At 68.8% G+C, this 19,769-nt stretch carries 18 protein-coding genes; 3 read left to right on the top strand and 15 right to left on the bottom strand.

Translation table 11 applies throughout. The features are described 5' to 3' along the window. Nucleotides 1-69: 69 nt before the first annotated feature. From ON29_RS35290 to ON29_RS01130, 8 genes are all read right to left on the bottom strand, one after another. Entirely contained in the window at nucleotides 70-1,404 is a 1,335-nt protein-coding gene (locus ON29_RS35290; protein ID WP_051174751.1) for a GNAT family N-acetyltransferase, read from the bottom strand. Beyond that, on the bottom strand, nucleotides 1,401-2,759 hold the full coding sequence (locus tag ON29_RS01160) for a glycosyl hydrolase family 28-related protein (protein ID WP_040864211.1): 1,359 nt from the start codon (nucleotides 2,757-2,759) through the stop codon (nucleotides 1,401-1,403). Before ON29_RS01160 ends, ON29_RS35290 begins: the two co-directional genes overlap by 4 nt. Beyond that, nucleotides 2,756-4,021: a hypothetical protein gene (locus tag ON29_RS01155; RefSeq protein WP_040864210.1), complete on the bottom strand. Its 1,266-nt coding sequence runs from the start codon at nucleotides 4,019-4,021 to the stop codon at nucleotides 2,756-2,758. Before ON29_RS01155 ends, ON29_RS01160 begins: the two co-directional genes overlap by 4 nt. Nucleotides 4,022-4,032: 11 nt before the next feature. Continuing rightward, nucleotides 4,033-5,343 (bottom strand): hypothetical protein, encoded by a 1,311-nt coding sequence (locus tag ON29_RS01150; protein ID WP_245548767.1) that lies wholly within the window; start codon nucleotides 5,341-5,343, stop codon nucleotides 4,033-4,035. A gap of 35 nt (nucleotides 5,344-5,378) precedes the next feature. Next, nucleotides 5,379-6,395, bottom strand: a complete 1,017-nt coding sequence (locus ON29_RS01145; RefSeq protein WP_040864209.1) for a CgeB family protein — start codon at nucleotides 6,393-6,395, stop codon at nucleotides 5,379-5,381. A 2-nt stretch (nucleotides 6,396-6,397) separates the two neighbouring features. Continuing rightward, nucleotides 6,398-7,651, bottom strand: a complete 1,254-nt coding sequence (locus ON29_RS01140; protein ID WP_051174775.1) for a lipopolysaccharide biosynthesis protein — start codon at nucleotides 7,649-7,651, stop codon at nucleotides 6,398-6,400. A gap of 158 nt (nucleotides 7,652-7,809) precedes the next feature. Continuing rightward, entirely contained in the window at nucleotides 7,810-8,940 is a 1,131-nt protein-coding gene (locus ON29_RS01135) for a glycosyltransferase family 4 protein (protein ID WP_040864208.1), read from the bottom strand. Then, nucleotides 8,937-10,013, bottom strand: a complete 1,077-nt coding sequence (locus ON29_RS01130; RefSeq protein ID WP_245548792.1) for a glycosyltransferase family 4 protein — start codon at nucleotides 10,011-10,013, stop codon at nucleotides 8,937-8,939. The genes ON29_RS01135 and ON29_RS01130 overlap by 4 nt, the downstream gene beginning before the upstream one ends. Nucleotides 10,014-10,273: 260 nt before the next feature. Between ON29_RS01130 and ON29_RS01125 the strand changes: the two genes are divergently transcribed. Continuing rightward, nucleotides 10,274-11,092 (top strand): glycosyltransferase family 2 protein, encoded by an 819-nt coding sequence (locus ON29_RS01125; protein ID WP_040864207.1) that lies wholly within the window; start codon nucleotides 10,274-10,276, stop codon nucleotides 11,090-11,092. Nucleotides 11,093-11,134: 42 nt separating this feature from the next. Here the strand turns inward: ON29_RS01125 and ON29_RS01120 are convergent, their stop codons facing one another. Together ON29_RS01120 and ON29_RS01115 are read right to left on the bottom strand one after the other, a co-directional pair. After that, nucleotides 11,135-11,344: a hypothetical protein gene (locus tag ON29_RS01120; RefSeq protein ID WP_157172614.1), complete on the bottom strand. Its 210-nt coding sequence runs from the start codon at nucleotides 11,342-11,344 to the stop codon at nucleotides 11,135-11,137. 89 nt (nucleotides 11,345-11,433) lie between these two features. Continuing rightward, complete coding sequence (locus tag ON29_RS01115; RefSeq protein ID WP_040864205.1) at nucleotides 11,434-12,534, bottom strand: class I SAM-dependent methyltransferase; 1,101 nt, start codon at nucleotides 12,532-12,534, stop codon at nucleotides 11,434-11,436. A gap of 14 nt (nucleotides 12,535-12,548) precedes the next feature. Between ON29_RS01115 and ON29_RS01110 the strand changes: the two genes are divergently transcribed. Beyond that, entirely contained in the window at nucleotides 12,549-13,112 is a 564-nt protein-coding gene (locus tag ON29_RS01110; RefSeq protein ID WP_040864204.1) for a dTDP-4-dehydrorhamnose 3,5-epimerase family protein, read from the top strand. Here the strand turns inward: ON29_RS01110 and ON29_RS01105 are convergent. Genes ON29_RS01105 through ON29_RS01090 form a run of 4 tightly spaced genes read right to left on the bottom strand, consistent with a single transcriptional unit; the run spans nucleotide 13,090 to nucleotide 16,827 of the window. After that, nucleotides 13,090-14,124: an NAD-dependent epimerase/dehydratase family protein gene (locus ON29_RS01105; protein WP_040864306.1), complete on the bottom strand. Its 1,035-nt coding sequence runs from the start codon at nucleotides 14,122-14,124 to the stop codon at nucleotides 13,090-13,092. The two genes, ON29_RS01110 and ON29_RS01105, sit on opposite strands and share 23 nt — an antisense overlap. Nucleotides 14,125-14,129: 5 nt before the next feature. Beyond that, a complete protein-coding gene (locus ON29_RS01100) occupies nucleotides 14,130-14,780 on the bottom strand; it encodes a PIG-L deacetylase family protein (protein ID WP_040864203.1) in 651 nt (216 codons plus the stop codon). Then, the gene (locus ON29_RS01095) at nucleotides 14,777-15,550 is read right to left on the bottom strand and encodes a glycosyltransferase family protein (protein ID WP_040864202.1); all 774 of its coding nucleotides are present in this window, start codon (nucleotides 15,548-15,550) and stop codon (nucleotides 14,777-14,779) included. The genes ON29_RS01100 and ON29_RS01095 overlap by 4 nt, the downstream gene beginning before the upstream one ends. Further along, nucleotides 15,547-16,827 carry a class I SAM-dependent methyltransferase gene (locus ON29_RS01090; RefSeq protein ID WP_051174750.1) on the bottom strand — a complete coding sequence of 427 codons (1,281 nt, stop codon included), beginning with the start codon at nucleotides 16,825-16,827 and terminating at the stop codon, nucleotides 15,547-15,549. The genes ON29_RS01095 and ON29_RS01090 overlap by 4 nt, the downstream gene beginning before the upstream one ends. A 451-nt stretch (nucleotides 16,828-17,278) precedes the next feature. On the opposite strand from ON29_RS01090, the gene ON29_RS01085 reads away from it, so the two are divergent. After that, nucleotides 17,279-18,796: a sugar transferase gene (locus ON29_RS01085; protein WP_040864201.1), complete on the top strand. Its 1,518-nt coding sequence runs from the start codon at nucleotides 17,279-17,281 to the stop codon at nucleotides 18,794-18,796. A gap of 226 nt (nucleotides 18,797-19,022) precedes the next feature. On the opposite strand, the gene ON29_RS01080 is transcribed toward ON29_RS01085, so the two are convergent. After that, nucleotides 19,023-19,766, bottom strand: a complete 744-nt coding sequence (locus tag ON29_RS01080) for a lysophospholipid acyltransferase family protein (protein WP_040864200.1) — start codon at nucleotides 19,764-19,766, stop codon at nucleotides 19,023-19,025. Nucleotides 19,767-19,769: the final 3 nt, after the last annotated feature.

Raw genomic sequence — 19,769 nt, 5'->3', positions numbered from 1 at the left:
CGTTGTGCTCGTGCGTCGGGGCGCACCCGGTCGCCGAACTCACGGGCTCGGCCCTCCACGGGTCGGGCGTCATCCGGGGGCAGCCGTGCCGGCCGGATGACTGTACGCCCAGAGGTCGTGATCGCCACGGGGGCCGAAGACATCGAGGTACCCGCGCATCCGCCCCTCCTCGGCGAACCCGGCCGCGGCCGCCACGGCCGCCGCGGCCGGGTCGGATACCGGGATCGCGGTGGCGATGCGGAGGATTCCCAGCCGTTCGGTCGCATGGCGCACCAGCAGGCGGAGCACGTGTGCGCGGAGTTCCGGGCGGGCCGAGGCATCGGTCCAGACGCTGAGCCGGACGTTGCGATCGAACATGTCCAGCCCGTGCAGCCGGACTTCACCGACGAAGCGGCCGTCGTCGAGGATCGTCAGCGTCAGCCCTGGCCGGGAACGCAGGCCGATCCTGGCTTCGGCGAGTTCGGCCAGCCAGTGGCGCAGGGAATGCCGGCGCGGCCAGGCGGCGGGTGACATGTGCGGATCACGTGCCAGCGTCGCACGGTTGCGGATACGGGCCGCTCGGCGCTGCCGGAAGTCGGCGAAACGGCGTGATCGCACCAGCACCCGCCCGCGGTCATCGGAGTCGGTGAGTGCGATGGCGGCGCTGCCCCGCAGCCACCGGAACACCTGCCGCAATCGGGATAGCTGGTACCGCAGATACGCGGCTGCGATGCCCGTGCGGGGCGGCCCGTGCGGGGCGGCAGAGGCGGCGGGCAGTTGTGGCGTCATCGGGTGGAGGCGTTGCCGGGCCGGATCGACGGCGGTGAACCCGCGGTCGGGCCGATCGGCGCGGGTCACCGCCCACAGCTCGTGGTCGCGGCGTGCGCCACCGGCATCGAAATAGGCGCGCATCCGGGCTTCGTACCGCAGGCCCGCCGCGGCCGCGATCTTGGCCGCGGCGATGTTGCCGGGCGCGATCGGTGCGCTGATTCGCATGAGGCCGAGGCTGTCGAATCCGAAGACCGTCATCATGGTCAGCACGAGAGCGCCGATACCGCCGCCCGCGACGGCGGAGCCGATCCAGATGCCGAGCTCGGCGCTGCCTGCCGCCGCGTCGATCGAGGCCAGTTCGACCTGTCCGGCGAACCGACCGGCCACCTCGATGACCATGCTCATCCGCCGCCCGGCGCGTGCGTCGGCCCGGCTGTCGAGGCATTCCCGTACCCAGTGGCGGGCGGTATGGCGGGCGGGCCAGTCCTGTTCCGAGCTGACCCAGTAGGGCTCCATGATCGCGCGGTCACGGAGCCGGATCCGCCGCCACTCCGCGAAATCGTCGAAGCGCGGCGGCCGCAACCGCACCGCCGTCCCGAGGGGACCGGTGATGGCCTGGTGTGCTTCGGTGCGGCGGTGCCGTCGACGGATCATCCGCCGGGACGCTTCCTGCCGAGCGCTACCGTGCTCAGCTTGCCGTCGTCGGAGACGGTGAGCCGCCAGTATCCGCCGTCGGGCGCCTTGAGCACGGGACCGTTGTCGGCGTGTTCGCAGACCCAGGTTCCGTCGGCGGTTACCGCGGCGCGGATGGCGCCGTCGCCGCTCTGTGCCTGGAACACGTCCGCGCCGTGCGGCCCCGCTTGGGACACCACGGTGCCGGTGAAGCGCGGAGTGCGCATGCCCTTGCGCCCGATGACGTTCCAGCCGGTCGGAAACGTCTCGACGGGAATGTCGTCGGTGATCCCGGAGATCAATCCGACCGCGGTGCCTTCCGGACAGCCGACGGGATCCACGCGCACCGGGATGCCCGGCGGCCGCGACTCCGCGTCGAAGATCACGTTCGCCAGATACGGCTGTCGGCAGTAGTTCAGTTCGAGCCCGACCGAACGGGCCGCGACCTTCGCGTTGACCATGCCGAACTGCGCGGGTCCGCCGCGCCCGTTCTCGCCGACCGACAGGGCGACCTCGGCGCCTTCGAACCACACGTTGGTCAGCCACCAGTCGTTGGCAGCGCCGTCGACCCGCAGGTGGCGGTCGGTGGTGAGCGGATTCTGGTCGGAGACGAATTCGACGTTGGTGAGTGCCAGCCCGGCGTTGTGGTCGTTGCCGGTGCCGAGGACGCCGGTGTGATTGCTGGTGAACTTCGAGGACGTGACGTAGTTCTGGATACAGGATGTGGTCAGCCCGATCCCGAAGTTGTTGATATCGCAGTTGATGAAGGCGGTGCCGCCGGTGTTGTCGCGCAACACGACGCCGCGCTGGGTCAGGTACTGCGGATGGTTGTCGCTGAGGTGGTTGCCGCGCAGTACCACCGCGTCGAAGGAGCAGCGGAAGCATTCCGACAGCTCGACCGCGGTCGAGCCGGGACCTGTGGTGAAGATCCCCAGCCTGGCGAAACGGACCCGGCTGCGCTTGCGCAGCCGCACCAGAGTGCCGTTGCCCGCGTAGACGATCGTGGTGACGTCGGCGCCGTCGCCGAGAATCGTGGCATAGTCCGGCAGATCGGGCATCGACTCGACCCGGTAGTGCCCGGCGGGCAGGTAGAGCACCAGCGGCCCGTTCGGGTCCGCGGCCACGGCTGCGGCCAATGCCCTGGTGTCGTCGGCGATTCCGTCTCCGACAGCACCGAAATCCCGGACGTTGCGTGCTCCGGGCGCATCGGTGGTGGGCGACCGGAACTGCGGGTCGTCCGGCTCGGCCGTGCCGCAGGCGGCGGTGAGCGGAATCGCTGCCGCCGCACCCAGAGTCGCGGCGAGCAAGCGGCGCCGCCGGAGAATGTCGTCGCTCATACCCTCAACCATCCCACCAGTCGGTCTGCCGTCGATCCGGGCGTGTGATAGCCGACCACGCCGGTCGGCCCGGACGTGCCGAACGCGGTCAGGGCGGCACGCAACTGTGGTTCGGTGAGTCTGCCGAGATCGGCGACGCCGAGGACGGCATCGGATAAGGGCGCCACGGCGACCGCGTCGGCGGCGGAGCCGACCGGCGCGGTCTCGATGACCACGCGGTAGTAACGCTCGCGCAGATCGGCGATGAGATGAGCGAAGTGCTCCGAGGCGATCAGGTCGGAAGTGTCCGGCTCGATGTGCCCGATCGGCAACACCGCGACCCCCGTCCCGCCCCAGTCGTCGGTGATCGCCCGGTCCAGTGGTACGCCGCCGCGCAGCAGTATCGTCAGGCCCGGACCTGGCATGGCACCGGAGCTTCCGCCGCCGGTGGTGTCGGCGTCGACGAGAATCACCGGATGACCGGCATCGGCGAAGGCCAGCGCCAGGGTGTTCGCCACCTTTGATTGTGATCGGTCGGTGAGGCTGGTGCATTCGATGATGTGGGCGTCCCGCAGGTGATTGCGCAGTCGCCGGGCCGCCTCGGAGGTGGATTCTCCGTGGTCGAAGGCGGCGACGACCGGGACCGGCGCGACCTCGGCGAGGTTGCTACTGGTGCGAATACGCCGGTCGGTGCGTTCACGCAGAAATGCGGCTGCGAAGCCGAGCAGCAGTCCACCGAACAAACCCATGGCGACGAACCGGCTCGTGCCGGGGCCTGACGGAGCGGCCGGTAGCCGGGCACGGTCGACGACCGAGACGCGGGCGGCGGGAGCAGCGCCTGTTTCGATGGATTCGAGACTGTCGACCAGAGCACGGAACTGGGCGACCGTGGCGTCGGTGAGATCACGCGCCCGCTGCGCGGTGGGCGCGGAGACCGCGATCTCCAGGATCGTGCTGGCGGGCGGCGACGAGGCGGTGATCCGGCCGCGGAACTCGTCCGGCGATTCCGTCAGCCCTTGGTCGTGGACGACCCGCTCGGCGACCGCGGCGCTGGTGGCCAGTTCGAGATAGGACCGCACGCGCTGCTGGGCCGCCAGGCCGCCCTGGTAGGAGTCGTTGACCGAGGTACCGGTGGCCATCGAGACGTACAGGGTGCTGCTGGACACGTACGTCACCGCCCGCGATGAGGCGTTCCAGACGGCGGCCACCGTCACGGTCAGCGCGATCACGGCGATCAGCACCCACCGCCGCCGAACGATGTGCCAGATATCGATCAAACCCATGGACTGCGACCTCATGTCTTCGTAACTGCTGAAGCGTGCGCCGGTGCCGGGAGCGGCGTCGGGCGGCGGAATTCCGTGACGATCAAATGGACGAACCAGGCGAGCACGGCCGACTGCGCGAATTTGCCGAGATTCTCGAAGCTGCCGAGGACGCCGCGTTCGAACAGGGTGGAGGCGCCGGTGATCGCGAGCCCCAGCACCAGGACGGGGAAGTACCGCGAATACAGCGATCGCTCCCAGGCGAGCAGCAGAACGAAGGTGAACACGACGGCGACGACCACGCCCGCCTCGCCGCCGAGCAGATAACCTTCGTTGACGTTGCCCTCCGCCAAGGACACCGACACGGTGCTCATATCCACCGACGCGCCACGCACGTCGTTCGCCCAAGCCGTGCCGGATTGGAGCTTCTCGGCGCCGAGCACCTGCGCCGGGATCAGGCTGAGGCTCGCGTGGTGCAGTACTTCGCCGGGGGACAACCAGCCGCCCGGGCCGACGAAGTAGGCATCGGTGGCGGCTTCGAGCAGGTCGAAGCGCCGCAGGATACTCAGGAACGGCCGGACGTTCGCCGGGTAGCGGGAGTCGACGACGGTGGCGTCGAGGGCGGCCGTGCCGGAGTTCTTGAACGACTGCAGCCAGCCGAACCCGGCGACGCCGAACACGCCGATCAGCGCCACACCAACGGTGGTGCGCCGGTTCCAGCCGAGCATCGAAAACCGTACGGCCAGAGCGAGTGCGGCGGCGAGGATCGGTGTCTTGGACTGCACGGCCGACGACCAGTACAGTTCGCCCGCGAACAGCGCGCCGAGCGCCAGAGCAGTGGTCTGCGGCCGGGCCGGCCGGAGGAAAACGATCATCCCGAGCGCCGCGATCCCGGCGAACGTGGCGACAAAACTGAGCAGGGGGTTGCCGCTGCTGACCTCACCGGCGGTGCCCAGCGATCCGGTGGCCACCGAGGCCGCCCGGCCCAACAGCCCGAGCGCGTAGAGCACCAGCAGCGTCGGCATCATGTCGGGGTCCGCGACCGCGGCCGGGACGGGGCGAGGCGGGTGCCGACGCCGCCAGAGCGCGTAACCGATCACCAGCAGCGCGTAACACCACAAGCCGAACACGACGTGGTCGAGCACCAGACCGATTCCGCGGTCGTACCCCAGACCAGCCAGCCGGGGGTCGGAGATGTTGTCGCCGTAAGACGGGTCCGGCTGCACCGCGAGCAGCACCAGCGGCCGCGCCACGTAGGACAGCGACCAGAAAAGGGCCTGCGCGATGAAGAACACGCGGGCGATGCCGGGAACCCACAGTGCGGCCGCGGCGACCGTGATCAACGCGGCCGCGACGGCGGCTATATCGGTGTAGGCGTTCAGTTCGCGACCTCCGCGGCGAGGCCCACGATCTGCCGGGCGCGATCCACGTAGCGATGCCCCCCGGCGGTGATCCGCCGGTGCCCGGCCGCCGCGACCTCGGCCGCCTGCTCCGGATGGGCGGCAACCCAATCGAGAACCGAGACCAGCTCGTCGGTGCTGTCGAACAGGAAGCACTCGACGGTGTCGCGCAGCAGGTCGGCGTGTTCGCCGGTGCGTTCACCGACGAACAATCCACCGGCCGCGGGCACCTCGAAGGTGCGGCAGGTGTGGGTGTCGCGGTTGCCGGAGTTGAGCAGCACCAGATTGGCTGTCACCTCGGCGATCGCGGCCGAATACCCGGGGCCGTACACCGCGCCGCCGACGACGGCGCGGGTGGCGCGCAACTCCGGAACGCGGCGCCAGCCGGGGCCGCGGACCAGCAGGCCCGGTCCGTAGCGGCGTGCCAGGGACACCAGTTCGGCGCGGCGGTCGGGCCGGCACACTCCGATGAAACCGACCAGATAGTCACCGGCACCGCGGCGCGCCGCCGGATGATGCCACGCCGGGTCGTAAGCGCTGAGCACGAAACCGGCGGCCCGGGCACCACGCGCCCGCAACTCCGGCACGTTGTGCTGTTTGGTGGTGACGATCAGGTCCCAGCCGGGTTCCGCGGCCAGGTAGGCGTCGGTGAGGTTCTCGGGGTTGGACACGTCGTCCGGGCTGTAGTGCACATGCAGTGCGGCGGGCACGTCGAGCAGTCGCTGCTGGTCCAGATGGATCCCCTTGAACACGAACAGCATGTCGGGCCGGAACGCGGCAGCGTTGCGTTCGATCCGGGTGTGTAGTCGTTCGGTCGTGCGCCGCTCGCGCCGACCGGTCGCCTTCGCGTACACCCACGGTGGCGACAACCTGGCCGGGAGAGTCACCGGTGTGGAGTCGACCACGAGCACGTCGTGGCCGGCTTGCCGGAAGCCGTCGGCCAGCGAACGTGCGTTGCTACCGAGCCAGTCGTCGCCGACGAACAGAATTCTCATGGTCACGTTTCCTTCCGGGGCACGACAGGCAGCGGCACGGTGTCGGCTTCGGCGTGGTCGCGGCGGGCCAGGAACCGCATCCGCAGCAGATGCCAGGTGGCGACGGTGAGTTCGGCCAGCAGCAGGCCATAGACCAAGGTGTGCACCGAGCGGGTCCAGATGGTCAGCAGCAACGCGCCGATGGCGACGAGAGTCCCGAGCAGCGCGCCGAGCAGGACTCCGGTGGTGTCCTGGCGCACCGGCAAGATGGCCGTGGTGATGAACGAGGTGACCGTCGTGGCGGGCAGGATCATCGCCTCGATTCGCAACAGACCGGTGGACGCGGCGAATTCGGCGCCGAAGATCATCCGGATCAGCAGGGGTGCGGCCAGCCAGATGCCCGCCGAAGCGAGTGCGGCGACGGCGACGGTCACGGCCAGCGCCTGCGTGCTGTACCGCCAGAACCCGAGATGGTCCCCGCGTCGGGCCATACGTGGCAACAGTGCGAAGCCGATGGCGTCGAGCAGTGATTGGACCGCGCGCACCAGGCGGTCGCCGGCCGAGTACAAGCCCAGCGAGACAGCGTCGAGCACGGCCGAGTACAGCGTCGCCGCGCCTTGCCCGTAGCCGGTGACCAGCAGCCGGGAGACGAACACCGGCGCGCTGCGGCGCAACACGACGCCGTAATAGCGGGGACGGGCCGGTGACCCGTACCGGCGCCAGGCATCCCACCATGTCAGTGCCACCGTCGGCACCGAGGACAGCAATAGGCACAGCAAGGCGACGTGCGGGTTCGGCAGTTGCGGAAGCAGGCCGACCAGCAGCCCGAGATAGCACAGCCGCCCGATGCTCTGATACGCGGTGGAGGTGCCGAACCGCCCCTCACCGATCAACAGCCAGTCCTCCGACAGGGACCAGAAGCCACCGACGAACAGACCGAGCAGCACCATCTGCGCGGCTTCGGGCACGCGCACGGCAAAGGCTACGGCGAGCGCGACACCGAACAGCGCCGCCGTGGCGAGGCGGATGGCCAGATAGTCGCCACGCAGCTGGTTCATCTCCCGGAACCGAGTGTCCTTGCGCGCGTTGATCTCCGGCACGCGGGCGGACAGGAACTGCGTGACGCCCAGATCCACGACGAGCGAGCCGATGAAGTAGGCCGACATGCCGATGGCGAGCAGGCCGAGGCCGTGGGCGCCGAGTACCCGGGCGATCAGCGGCACGGTGACGACCGTGACGATGTACTGACCGTATCTGCCGAAACTCACCAGTGCGATATCGCCGAGTACCTCGAACCGGCTCGGCTTGCTGTGCGCGCCACCGCCTCCTGGGCCGCGCGCGCCGTCGGTGCGACGGTGCACCCCGCCGGGGCGCCGGGGGAGTTCGACCCGGGGGAAGACGTCGGTGGTCAGCGTGGCGAGGTAATCGGGTTCGGTCACGGCGGCGCCACCTCGTCGAGGAAGCGGGTGACCACGCGCGCCGTGGTGTCGATGTCGAAGTCGCGGGCGCGGTCGGCGCCTGCGGCGGCGATCCGGGCGCGGGCGGCCGGATCGCCGAGCAGTTCGGTGAGAGCCGCGGTGAGAGCGGCTTCGTCGCCGGCGGGCACCAGTCGGCCGGTACGCCCGTCGGCGATGATCTCGGCCGGGCCGCCGGGCGCCGTCGCGATCACCGCGCAGCCTGCGGCCATGCCTTCCACCACCACCTGCCCGAACGGCTCAGGCAGCACCGAGCAGTGCACGAGCACGTCGGCCTCGGCGAGATACCGGTCGGGGTCGTCGACGTGACCGGTGAACGTCACGGCCAGACCGAGTTCGTCAGCGAGTTGTTCCAGGTACCGCCGGAACGGTTGTTCATCGAAGAACGTCCCGCCGACGAGATACACCGCCGCGGGCCGGGTCGGCACCGCCGCCAGGGCACGCAAAAACACGTCCTGGCCTTTCCATGGGCTCAGCCGTCCCACGACGACCACGACCGCCTCGGCGGCCGCGCGAGTTCGGGGCGGCGGCGGTGTGGCGGGCAGGGCGACACCCGGGTAGGCGACGACCGCCGGGATGCGCACCGGCAGTGTGGCACGGGTGCCGTGACTGTTGGCGAGCAGTCCCCGGCAGAACAAAGCGGCCAGCAGCCGAATAGTGGTAGCAGGGAGCAGGCCGAAGTAGTCCCGGGACACTCGGTCGTGGACCTGCCAGACGAGCGGCACCCGGGCGCGGCGGGCCGCAACCGCTCCCAGCACCAGCGCCTTGGTGCTCTCGGCGACCAGCACCCGAGCGCCCAAGTCGCGGACCGTGGCCCCGACCGTCCAGCCCAGCCGCAGCAGCGCGAGAAACCCGGTGATCAGCCGCAGCGGGCCGGACCGGGTGGTCATCGCCCTGCTGTCGAACCGCCCTGTCACGACACGGGTGTCGATCCCCGCGTCGCGGGCACGTGCCATCACCGGGCCGTCCTCGGTGGACACCAGCGCCACTTCGGTGCCATGCGCGCGTAGCGTGCGCAGCAGCCGCAGGGTGGCCAATTCGGCTCCGGACGGCGCGGCGGTGTGGCCGAGGAAGACGGCGGGCCCAGTCATGCGAGTTCCCGATACAGTGCGGCGTGCCGCTGTGCGGCGGCATGCCAGCTGAAGGTCTCCGCGTGGGCGCGGCACTGCTCCGGCGTCGGCCGACGGCCGGAGATCGCCGCGCTGATCCGAGCCGCGAGCGAGGTGGGGTCGCCGGGCGGCACGATCAGCGACGGATCCAGGCCCCGCACGGCGTCGGGCAAACCGCCGCACCGAGTGACCACCGGCGCCCGGCCCGCGGCGAGCGACTCGAGGGCGATCAGGCCGAATCCCTCCAGGGCCACCGTCGGCACCACGGTCAGCGCGGCGGAGGTGTAGCGGGCGGCGAGTTCCTGGTCGGGAATCCGGCCGGTGAACTCGACGCTGCCGTCGAGCCCGCCCTCGATGGCTCCGCGCCGGAGGTCCGCCTCGGCGCTGCCGGTTCCGACGATGACCAGACGAGCCTCCGGATGCTCGGCGAGTACCCCGGGCCACGCGCGCAGCAACACATCGATCCCCATCCGGCGCTCCAGCCGCCGCACGCACAGAACGACCGGCGGGGCCGCGGGGACGGGGGCGGCTCGGAACCGGCTGAGATCGACTCCGGGCGCGATCACCTCGACGCGATCCGCCGCGATGCGGTAGTCGTCGCACAACACAGTGCGGAAGTGATCGGAAAGCACGACGAAACGATCCGCGCAAACGTAACGCAAACGTTCGATGAGGTATTTGGCGAAAGCTGCGGCGGGATGCTGTCCGTGCATTCGGCTCTCCGCCGCCCACGGACCGTGGAAATGCACGACCAGTGGTAGCCGTCGACCACGCCGGTCTCTGGCGGCCGGGCCGTAGAGGCAGAAGTGGCGATCCACGACGGTGCCGGGGTACAACGCGTCGCGAGCGCGGAACGCGGTGCGGGCGCGGTGCAGTGTCGACCCGCCGACCGGCCCCCAGGATCGGGTACCGGCCGCCGTCCGGTCGGGCGGGCCGAAGGCGGCGGCGGACAACGAAATCCCAGGAACGTCCAGCAATGCGCCGTGCAAGTCCGTGAAGTATCGGCCCAGGCCGCCGGGCGCGGCGCCGAACCACTCCGATCCGGTCATGTGCACCCGCACCGCGCCGGAAGCGCCGATCATGACCCGATCCCCTCATCCCGCATGCCGCACTTCGGAGCCGTCGGCCGAACTCGTTTACGGCCGGGAAGTATAGGACTGGCCACCGGTTCCGGCCTTCCCACACAGATGCGCGGTATCCGATTTCCGGCACCGGGCATTACGAGTCCGGATGCCGACCCCAAGCGAAATATGGCATAGTTTGGGCAATTACGAGGCAATGTCCGATTGCGGTTCTGACAAAAAGGCGGCTGGCGATGCGGAAACTGTCGGTGTGCGTGCCGGCCTACAACGCGGAACGAACGCTCGCCGCGACCCTGGATTCGGTATTGGCGCAAGACCTCGATTTCGAAGTCGTGATCCTCGACAACGCGAGCACCGACCGCACCGGCGACATCGCGCGGGCGCGCCACGATCCGCGGGTGCGTGTCCTGCGCAACGATCGCGTACTGCCGATCGGCGCGAATTGGGACCGGGTGATCCGGGAATCCACCGGGGACCTCGTGAAGGTGGTCTGTGCCGACGACCTCCTGCGTCCCGGCACCCTCGCCGCGCAGTCGGCGGTGTTCGACGACGACGCGATCGCGTTGTGCGCGGGCAGGTTCGACGTGATCGACGAGTCCGGCGAGCTCCTCGAGACCGGGCTGGGGCTGCCGCAACTGATCGGCATGCACGGCAGCCGCCGGCTGGCCCGGGTGATCGTGCGTCGCGGAGCGGCCGACTTCGGCCCCACCGCGGCCGCCATGTTCCGGCGTACCGACTACGACGCCGTCGGCGGACTGCGCGGCGACCTCGTATTCCCGATGGACGTGGACCTGTTCGCCCGCGTCGGCAGCCGCGGCGCTTTCCTCGGGCTCGACGACATCGTGGCCGCCTGGCGGAACTCCTCGTTCAACCTGTGCAGTCGCACATCGACCCGCAGCAAGCTCACCGAGCAGCTGCGATTCCATCATCGGCTGGGCGCCGATCACCCGGAGCTCGTCGGTCCGGCCGACGTGCTGGCCGGTGACCTGCGCCTGGTCCGGGCCTTGGGGACGCGGCTGCGGGTGCGCGCGCGGGCCGCGGTCGGCCGCTGAACAAGACCGCGGTTGCTGCTGTCCGGTAGTGGCCACCGCCGATCACACCGTCGAGGCCGGGCCGTCGACATCGCCGCTCGGCGACACCGGATCGGCGCGGCGGCGCCCACGCACCGATCCGATCGCCTCGATGACGGCGACGGGCACGAGACCGCCGGACCGGTCGGCCACGCCCGTCGGCACCATGACCGGTGCGACCGGGTCGGCCGGTGCATGCCGCTGGTGTCGGCGCATCCGAGGGGTGGTGTTCATCGGTACGGCTGTCCTCGCTCGGGAACTGCTGGCCGGGTGCGGCGCGGGAAATGTGGTCGTCGGGGCGGAGTCACACGGTCGGGGGTCGGTCATCCGCTTCCCCTTCTGGGTCCGCGCGGATCGTCCACGAACCAACGCCCGTCGAGTTCTGGAAGTCCGGTCGACACTTCATCCAGTAGGTCGGGCAGCGTCAACAGCACCCGGTCGGGTGCTGCCGCGATCAGGTCCCGCGGGCTGATGATCGGGATGTCGGTGCCGGGCATCCGGCGTCCCCGTTTGGCGGGTGCGGCGTCGGCGACTCCGGCGACAAGTCCCTGGTGCGCACCGGCCAGCGACAGCAGGGCAACCGCCCGGGACGCGGCGCCGTAGGCGTAGACGCGCTGTCCGGCCGCGGCCGCATCGATCAGCCAGTTCCGCAGCGCGCGCACATGGTCGTCCACGAACCGCTGGAGCCGATGCAGCGACTCCGGGGTGACGAGTTCGCGTTCGCGGGCCAGGATCTCGCGCACGGCGCGGTCCGGCTCGGTAGGGCCGCGCCGAGCTGCTACCAGCACCGTCCCGCCGTAGAGGTCGAACTCCCACGCGGTGGTCACGCCCATGCCAGCGGCGGTGAGCGCCAGGCTCAGCGCATGCAGGGAGTAGTACGCGAAATGCCCGTGCCGCAACGCGTTCCACTGCCGTTGTGCCACGATGGCGGCCAGCGAGTGGAACTGCAGCAGGAGCAGCCCGCCCGGCGCGGTGGCCGCGGCGCGTGCGGCGAACGCGGCCCGCTGGTCGGGTTCGTGCATGATGCCGAAACAGTCCACGACCAGGTCCGCCCGCGCCGCGTCGGCTTCGGTGCAGCCACGCTGGGCCAGCAACGGCAGCCAGGAACCACCGTGCGGACTGCCGAACTCGATGACCGTGCGGCCGCGCAGCAGGCCGGCCGCGTCGACCCGGGCAATCGCATCGGCTGCTTGATCGCGGAGGGCTCGCGGCTCCACGCCACGGGGTTCGGCGGCCACGGTGTCGTCTTCGGCGAGCTGCGCCAGCTCACATTGCGGGCACCGCACCATCCGCAGCGGGTGCGTGGTCTCCGCCGGTCTCACCGGTCGGCCCGCGGGCGGGAAATCATCGGCTGCGGGCACCGTCCCGAGATCGAGGACGGTGTGCAGAACGGCGCCGGAGCAGGCGCGGCAGCGGCCGGTCATGACACGATGTCGGTGTGCGTATCGAGCAGACCGACCTGGTCGGCGTGGTGGTGCTGGTGCCAGCGCCCGTCCGGGACGACCGGGGCCTGTTCACCCGGACCTTCGATGCCGCGGAATTCGACTCCCATCTGGGAATTCCAGGGTTCTCGGCCGGTTTCGTGCAGGACTCGCAGTCCCGGTCGCACCGCGGGGTGGTGCGCGGCATGCACGGCCGGTCCGGGCGCGGAGAGGCCAAACTGGTCCGCTGCGCACACGGCGCGGTGCATGACGTGCTGGTCGACATCCGGCCGTCGTCGCCGACGTTCGGCCGGACGCAGGCGTTCCGGCTCGACGACGAGGAGTTCCGGCATCTGTACGTGCCACCGGGCTTTCTGCACGGATTCCAAGCACTCACCGACACCGCCGATGTGTGCTACCGCATCGATCGGCCGCACGATCCTGCCGAGGATCTCGGCGTCGCCTTCGACGATCCGGACTTGGCGATCGCCTGGCCGCTGCCGGTGACGGCGGTGTCGGATCGCGACGCGAACGCCGGACGATGGAGCCATCTGCGGGCTACCCTTTCACCGGCGCGGTGACCGCACGCAGTCGCGGGTCCAGAGCGCCGGATGCTCGCAGCCGCTGCAGCCACGCGAGCCGGGTGAATCGCTGGGAGAACGCTTCTTCGGTGAGGCCACGCTCGGTGTACTCGCGGTAGAGTTCGGCGGCGCCGTCGGGCACCGACCACTGCGCCTCGAAACCGAGCACCGCGCGGGCGGCGGAGAAGTCGACCCGGTAGGAGCGGGGGTCGGCGCCGGTCTCCCCGGTGATCAGCAGTCGCGACCCCGGCACGGTGGCCACCACCGACTCGGCGATCTCGGCCACGGTGAGATTGTTTCGCTCCGTGCCGATGTTGAACGCCCGGCCTGCGACGGCGGACGCCGGTGCGGTGAGGCAGCGTTCGAAGGCCGCCGCGATGTCGCGGGCGTGGACCAGCGGCCGCCAGGGCGTGCCGTCGGAGAGCACCTTGACCGCACCGGTGAGGACGGCGTGTCCGACGAGGTTGTTGAGCACGATGTCAGAGCGCGGACGAGGGGAGAATCCGAACGCGGTGGCATTGCGCAGGAAGACGGGAACGAAGTCGTCGTCGGCCAGCGCCGCGACATCGTCTTCGACGCGCACCTTCGACTCGGCGTAGGGAGTGATCGGCCGCAGCGGCGCCGACTCGGTCACCAGTTCGTCTCCGGCGGCACCGTACACCGAGCAGGTGGAGGCGTACAGGAACCGGGACACACCGGCTTCTTTCGCGAGCCGAGCCAGACGCACCGAGGCGCGGTGGTTGATTTCGTGGGTGACCTCCGGCGCGAGCGCGCCCAGGGGATCATTGGACAGCGCGGCGAGATGGACGACCGCATCGATGCCGCGAAGGGCGTCGATCTGCACCGATCGCAGGTCGAGGCGCAGGCCCTCCGGATCGCCGGCGAACTCACCCAGCAGGCAGTCGGCGAACCAGCCCGTGTCGAGCCCGACGACCTCGTGCCCGGCGGCTTGCAGTATCGGGACCATGACGGTGCCCAGATATCCCTGATGCCCGGTGACCAGGACTCGCATCGTTGTCACTCCCTTTCCCATGAGATCACGGCCTTGTCCACCACGAACGCTTCGGCGTACTCGGTGCGGCACTGCACGCCGCGGATCCGCGCGGAGGCCAGGAACGCGGTTTCGTCGAACCAGTCGCGCCCGGTCTGCGATGGGTAATACCGATGCAGCAGTCGCGATTTCCGCTGGACCAGTTCCGCGTCGACCGGGTGGAATACGGTCGGCGCCGGTGTGTCGACCTCCGCCTTGAGGATCTCGTAGCCGAGGATCAAGTGGTCGCGGAACTCGGTCGGCACCAGCTTCGCGAGCGTGCGGTGATCCTGGTGCGCGTCGCCCGGTTGCGGGGCGAACACCAGGTCCGGTTCACCCGCACGGCGAAACTCCGCTACGGCCGTCTTGATCCGATCCCAGTGCGCCGGTGCGCGTCCGTCCGGGACGTCGAGCACCGTCAATTCGGGTGTCCGTCCCGAGCAGAAGGCGGTGAGCGCCGCCCGTTCTTCCCGCTCGCGCTCGGTGCCTGCGCCGGATAGGACCAGCGCGCGCACCCGCATACCCGGATGGGCGCTGGTCAGCGACAGCAGCGTGGCTCCCATGCCGATCGGGATGTCATCGCAATGCGCGCCGAGCAGGGCGATCTCGGCGGGCCGCGGGGAAAGCAGAGCGATCACTGCTCCCACACCATCCATGGTCGGTGTCCGCTGCGGTAGGCCGCATCGAGTTCGGCGCGCTCCTTGAAAGTGTCTGCCGGTTTCCAGAATCCGTCGTGGCGGTAGCCGAACAACCGGCCCTGGCCCGCGAGCGTCCCACAGGCGTCCTCCACCAGATCGCCACCTGGTGGCAGCAGGTCGAATATTTCCCGGCCGAGCACGAAGTAGCCGCCGTTCTCCCACAGGGGCATACGCGCCACGGGAACGATGTCCTTGACCTCGCCGGTGGCACTGAGGTCCACGCAGTGGAACGACGATTGGGGTGGAACCACCAGCAGAGATGCCGCGGCCCCCGAAGCGTGGAACTGGCTGATCACCTCGTCCAGGGGAGCGTCGGTGAGAACGTCTGCGTAGTTGGCCAGGAAGTACTGGTCGTCGCCGAGGTGCTCGCGCACCCGGCGCAATCGCTCTCCGATGGCCGACTCCACGCCGGTATCGACGAAAGTGATCGTCCAGTCGTCGATATCGCTGCCGAGCAATTCGACCCGGCCGTTGCGGATCACGAAGTCGTTGGACGCCGACTCACGGTAGCTGAGGAAGAAATTCTTGATGTGCTCGGCGCCGTATCCGAGGCACAGGATGAATTCGGTGTGACCGTAGTGCGCGTAGTACCGCATCACATGCCAGAGCAAGGGGCGTGGGCCGACGAGTTGCATCGGCTTGGGCACCATGTCATCGGTGCCGCCGCGCATGCGCATGCCGTAGCCACCGCAGAACAGGACGACTTTCATCCGCGCCGGTTTCCTTTCGACTCGACGGCCGGCACGGTCGGAGCCGGGGACGCCGGGTCGACGATGTGCAGCTCGGGCAAGGGATAAGCGAGCCGACCGCCCCACTCGGCGACATGCCGCAGTTGTGCGGTGATCTCGTGCTCGAGATTCCAGGGCAGCACAACGATCACGTCCGGACGATCGGCGTCGAGCCGGGACGGCGGGTGGATCGGGATTCGGGTTCCCGGCGTGAATCTGCCGTGTTTGTAAGGATTGCGGTCGACGGTGTACTCGAGTAGGTCGGGCCGGATACCGCAATAGTTGAGCAGTGTGTTGCCCTTGCCCGGCGCACCGTATCCGACGACGCGTTCGCCCCGGCGTCGGCAGTCGAGCAGGAACGCGAGCAGCTCATGCCGCACGGACTCGGCACGCCGCCGCAGCGATGTGTAGCCGTCCGCCGAGTGCAATCCCGCGGATCGCTCGAGGTCGAGCACTTCCCGCACCCGGTCGCTCACCGCCGCCACGGCGGCATCGGGGCGCACCCACAGCCGGATCGATCCGCCGTGCGTCGGCAGCTGCTCGACATCGACCACGGTCAATCCCGCGACAGCGAGCGCACGTTGCGCCGAAAGCACGGTGTAGTACTGGAAATGCTCGTGGTAGATGGTGTCGAACTGGCCGAGCCCGACCAAGTTCAGCGCATGGTGCACCTCGATGGTCAGCATGCCGTCGTCTGCCAGCAGGATGCGTAGCGCACGGGTGAATCCGCGCAGATCCGGAATATGGGCATAGACGTTGTTGGCGACCACAAGATCTGCGGGGCCGTGTTCGGCACGGATCCGGCGAGCCGAATCCTCGTCGAGGAAGGTGGTTTCGGTGGGTACGCCCGACTCGCGAGCCGCGGTCCCGACGTTGACCGAGGGCTCGATGCCCAGGCATCGGATGTCGCGGTCGACGACGTGACGGAGCAGGTAGCCGTCATTGCTGGCGACCTCCACCACGAAAGAGTCCCTGCCCAGTCCCAGCCGGGCGGCCGCGGTGTCGACGAACTCGCCCGCGTGGCGGACCCAGCTGTCGGAGTAGGAGGAGAAGTAGGCGTATTCGGTGAAGGTCTCCTCCGGTGTGATCAGCGCCGGAATCTGCAGCAGCAGGCAGTCGGCGCACACCCGCAGATGCAAGGGGTAGGTCGGCTCGGGCAGGTCGAGTTGGTCAGCGGTGAGGAACGATTCGCACGGCGGCGTCGCACCGAGATCCAGAATGCTGGACACTCTGCCGGAGTCACAGAGTCGACAGCGCACAGATCCGATCCTTTGCTCTAAACGTTCCGGCCCGTCGGAACGCCTGTCGCGGCGCGCGGAAGCATCAGCTGCCCGGCGTATCACGAAATGCGCTTGACGAGAACATCATTCGTCGTACGGGCCGGCACTGTTGCGACCGTCAGCGTACCGACGGCAATATCGGCCGGATTCCACATCAGCGTTACAAACTGTGATATAGAGCACATTCCATATTCACCTTCATGGTGTTATTCCAGATGCGTATCGAGATGGGTCGCCGGTTTGATCCGGAGCAGTTAACATCCCGATCACGCTACTTCGCGCATACCTTCCGACCGGCGAGAGATGTTGTGACACTTGCCGGTCAAGTGCCGATGAAGCGTTCGGTAGAGGCGGTCGGGACGCTGCCGGGAAAGACGATCTCCGGATCAGGTAGCAATTCCACCGTTGCCCCAGGAGGGGTGTTCGCTTGATGAAATCCAAGGCTGTCCCGAAATGGAATGGGACCGCCGAATCCCTACGATCCTTCGCGGCTCTGCCGGTTGACAATTCGAGCCGTAAGGCCTGGCGGTCGGAGTACGTACGTCGTCTCGCCATCACCGACTTCGCCGCCGTTTCCGTCGCTGTGGGGAGTGCGCAGCTGATCCGTTTCAACGGGGGCGGCGCTCCGCCGCTGGCCTGGGAGCAGCCCTACCGGGTCGGTTACACGGTGGTATCGGGCGTGCTCGCCATGGGCTGGTTCGCGATCCTCGGCAGCGCGGGTAGCCGTGCGCCGCAACTGGTCGGCAGCGGTGTCGAGGAATTCCGGCGGCTGATGTCGGCGACCATGCACCTGTTCGGCGTCCTGGCTCTCATGTCACTGGCACTCGAAATCGACTTCGCACGAGGTTATCTCGCGATCGCCTTTCCGGCCGGCCTCCTCGCGGTGGTCGGTGGACGACTGTGGTGGCGCCACCAGCTTGCCAGGGAACGCCGCCGGGGACGCCACCGTTCGGCCGTACTCGTGGTCGGCACTGCCGAAGCGGCCGCGGCGATGTCCGCGGCGTTGGCCGCAGACCCGGGCGCCGGTTACGACGTCGTGGGCGCCTGCGTGCCGGGTGGCCAACCGGGCGATGCGCCATTGGCCTTCGCCGGCGGTTCGGTCGCCGTAGTCGGTGACGACAGCGCTGTGCTGCGGGCGGTCCTGCACACCCACGCCGACACCGTCGCCATCGGTCCCTCCCGCCATCTCGGCCCGACCGAGCTCCGCAGGCTCGCTTGGGAACTGGACGCGCTGGGAGTCGAGTTCATGCTGGCGCCAGGGGCGATCGACATCGCCATATCCCGGCTCACCAATCGGCAGGTCGCGGGGATGCCGATGATGCACATCGCCGAACCGCAGTATGAGCGCGCTCGGTCGGTCAGCAAAACGGCTTTCGACATCGGCTTCGCCACAGTGTGCCTACTGGTGCTCGTGCCGGTGTTCCTGGCGATCGCGATCGCGGTGAAGACCACCAGCCGCGGCCCCGTCTTCTACCTGTCGGAACGCATCGGCCGATACGGCCTGCCCTTCCGCATGATCAAGTTTCGCAGTATGTACGACGATGCCGACCGGTATGCCGAAGCCTTGATCGCACAGCAGGGTGGAAATCCGGTCTTCTTCAAGATGAAGGTCGACCCCCGGGTCACGCCGGTCGGGCGGTTCCTGCGCAAGTACAGTCTCGACGAACTGCCGCAGTTCCTCAACGTGCTGCGTGGCGATATGAGCGTTGTCGGGCCTCGACCGCAGGTGCGGCGGGAAGTCGACACCTACGACCACATGATGGGCCGACGCCTGCTCGTGAAGCCGGGGCTGACCGGCTTGTGGCAGGTCAGCGGCAGGTCGGACCTTCCGCTCGAGGACGCGGTGCGACTCGATCTGTCCTACGTGGAGAACGTGTCCATGCGGATGGACCTGCGGCTGATCGCGCGCACGGTCGGTGTCGTGGCGCGAGGCGACGGAGCGTACTGATGACGCCGCGGGCGGTGGTTGTGAAGTCCCGACCATCGCCACAGCGAAGGACGAACTCAGCCCGCATCGGGAACGGATACCCCAGCCATTCGCGAGCCGAATGCCGACTGATCGCTCGATCGAGTAGGAACCGCACGGTGTCGGTGGCCGTATCAGACGAGTGCCAGCGTGGTGTCAGGCCGGACACCGAGAGTGGTTGCCATGACGAAAAACAGTCCGCGTCGATTCACCGCGCCTTCGCGCGCCGCCGCCTCTCCATCTCCTCGCGTTCCAGCACAGCCGCCTCCGCGAGGGTCGGGGCGGTCCCGCCGAGCCGGGCGGGGACCCAGCGGGCGCCTTCCACCATCGGATAGTCGCGTTGCGCGCGTTCCAGCAATTCGCTCATCCGACTGCGCAGGGTGGCGGTGAGTTTCTCGACCGGTTCGTCGGGTGGGATCGGCGCGCCGATACGGATGTCGACCGGGAAACGATGGCGGCCGAGCTGTTTCGGGATGTCCTTGGTCCAGATCCGGTGGGCGCCCCAGATAACCAAGGGCACGATCGGGACATCGGCTTCCAGAGCCATGCGCGCCGCGCCGGATTTGAATTCCTTCAGTTCGAAGCTTCGGCTGATCGTCGCCTCGGGGTAGACCACTACCAGTTCGCCGTCGCGCAGTGCGGTCACCGCGCGGGCGTACGACTGGGCGCCCGCCGTGCGATCGACGCCGATCGCCCTGCAGTGCTTCATGAGGAAGCCGACGATGCCGTGCTCGAGTTCGGCCTTCATCATGAACCGGACGTTGCGGCCGGACTTCCGCCCGACCAGCCCGACCTCCATGAAATCGAGGTAGGCGGTGTGGTTCACGGCCAGCACCGCGCCGCCGGAGCGCGGAATGTGCTCCTGCCCTTCGACATCGATGCGCAGACCCTGTGCGAAGAAGATGGCGCGGGCCATGCCGGTGAGGATGTCGTAAACCGGTTCCCGCGCCATCAC

This window comes from Nocardia exalbida NBRC 100660, assembly GCF_000308575.1.
Taxonomy (GTDB): Bacteria; Actinomycetota; Actinomycetes; order Mycobacteriales; family Mycobacteriaceae; genus Nocardia; species Nocardia exalbida.
Note: the sequence above shows the minus strand (reverse complement) of the source record. Positions and strands in the feature narration are given on the sequence as shown.

Bases quoted from the DNA above. Each gene is read 5' to 3' on its own strand.
- ON29_RS01105 (WP_040864306.1), bottom strand. From the start codon at position 14,124: ATGCGAGTCCTGGTCACCGGGCATCAGGGATATCTGGGCACCGTCATG.
- ON29_RS01120 (WP_157172614.1), bottom strand. From the start codon at position 11,344: ATGAACACCACCCCTCGGATGCGCCGACACCAGCGGCATGCACCGGCC.
- ON29_RS01145 (WP_040864209.1), bottom strand. From the start codon at position 6,395: ATGAGAATTCTGTTCGTCGGCGACGACTGGCTCGGTAGCAACGCACGT.
- ON29_RS01125 (WP_040864207.1), top strand. From the start codon at position 10,274: ATGCGGAAACTGTCGGTGTGCGTGCCGGCCTACAACGCGGAACGAACG.
- ON29_RS01160 (WP_040864211.1), bottom strand. From the start codon at position 2,759: ATGAGCGACGACATTCTCCGGCGGCGCCGCTTGCTCGCCGCGACTCTG.
- ON29_RS01085 (WP_040864201.1), top strand. From the start codon at position 17,279: ATGAAATCCAAGGCTGTCCCGAAATGGAATGGGACCGCCGAATCCCTA.
- ON29_RS35290 (WP_051174751.1), bottom strand. From the start codon at position 1,404: ATGATCCGTCGACGGCACCGCCGCACCGAAGCACACCAGGCCATCACC.
- ON29_RS01080 (WP_040864200.1), bottom strand. From the start codon at position 19,766: ATGGCGCGGGAACCGGTTTACGACATCCTCACCGGCATGGCCCGCGCC.
- ON29_RS01135 (WP_040864208.1), bottom strand. From the start codon at position 8,940: ATGACTGGGCCCGCCGTCTTCCTCGGCCACACCGCCGCGCCGTCCGGA.
- ON29_RS01155 (WP_040864210.1), bottom strand. From the start codon at position 4,021: ATGGGTTTGATCGATATCTGGCACATCGTTCGGCGGCGGTGGGTGCTG.
- ON29_RS01095 (WP_040864202.1), bottom strand. From the start codon at position 15,550: ATGAAAGTCGTCCTGTTCTGCGGTGGCTACGGCATGCGCATGCGCGGC.
- ON29_RS01115 (WP_040864205.1), bottom strand. From the start codon at position 12,534: ATGACCGGCCGCTGCCGCGCCTGCTCCGGCGCCGTTCTGCACACCGTC.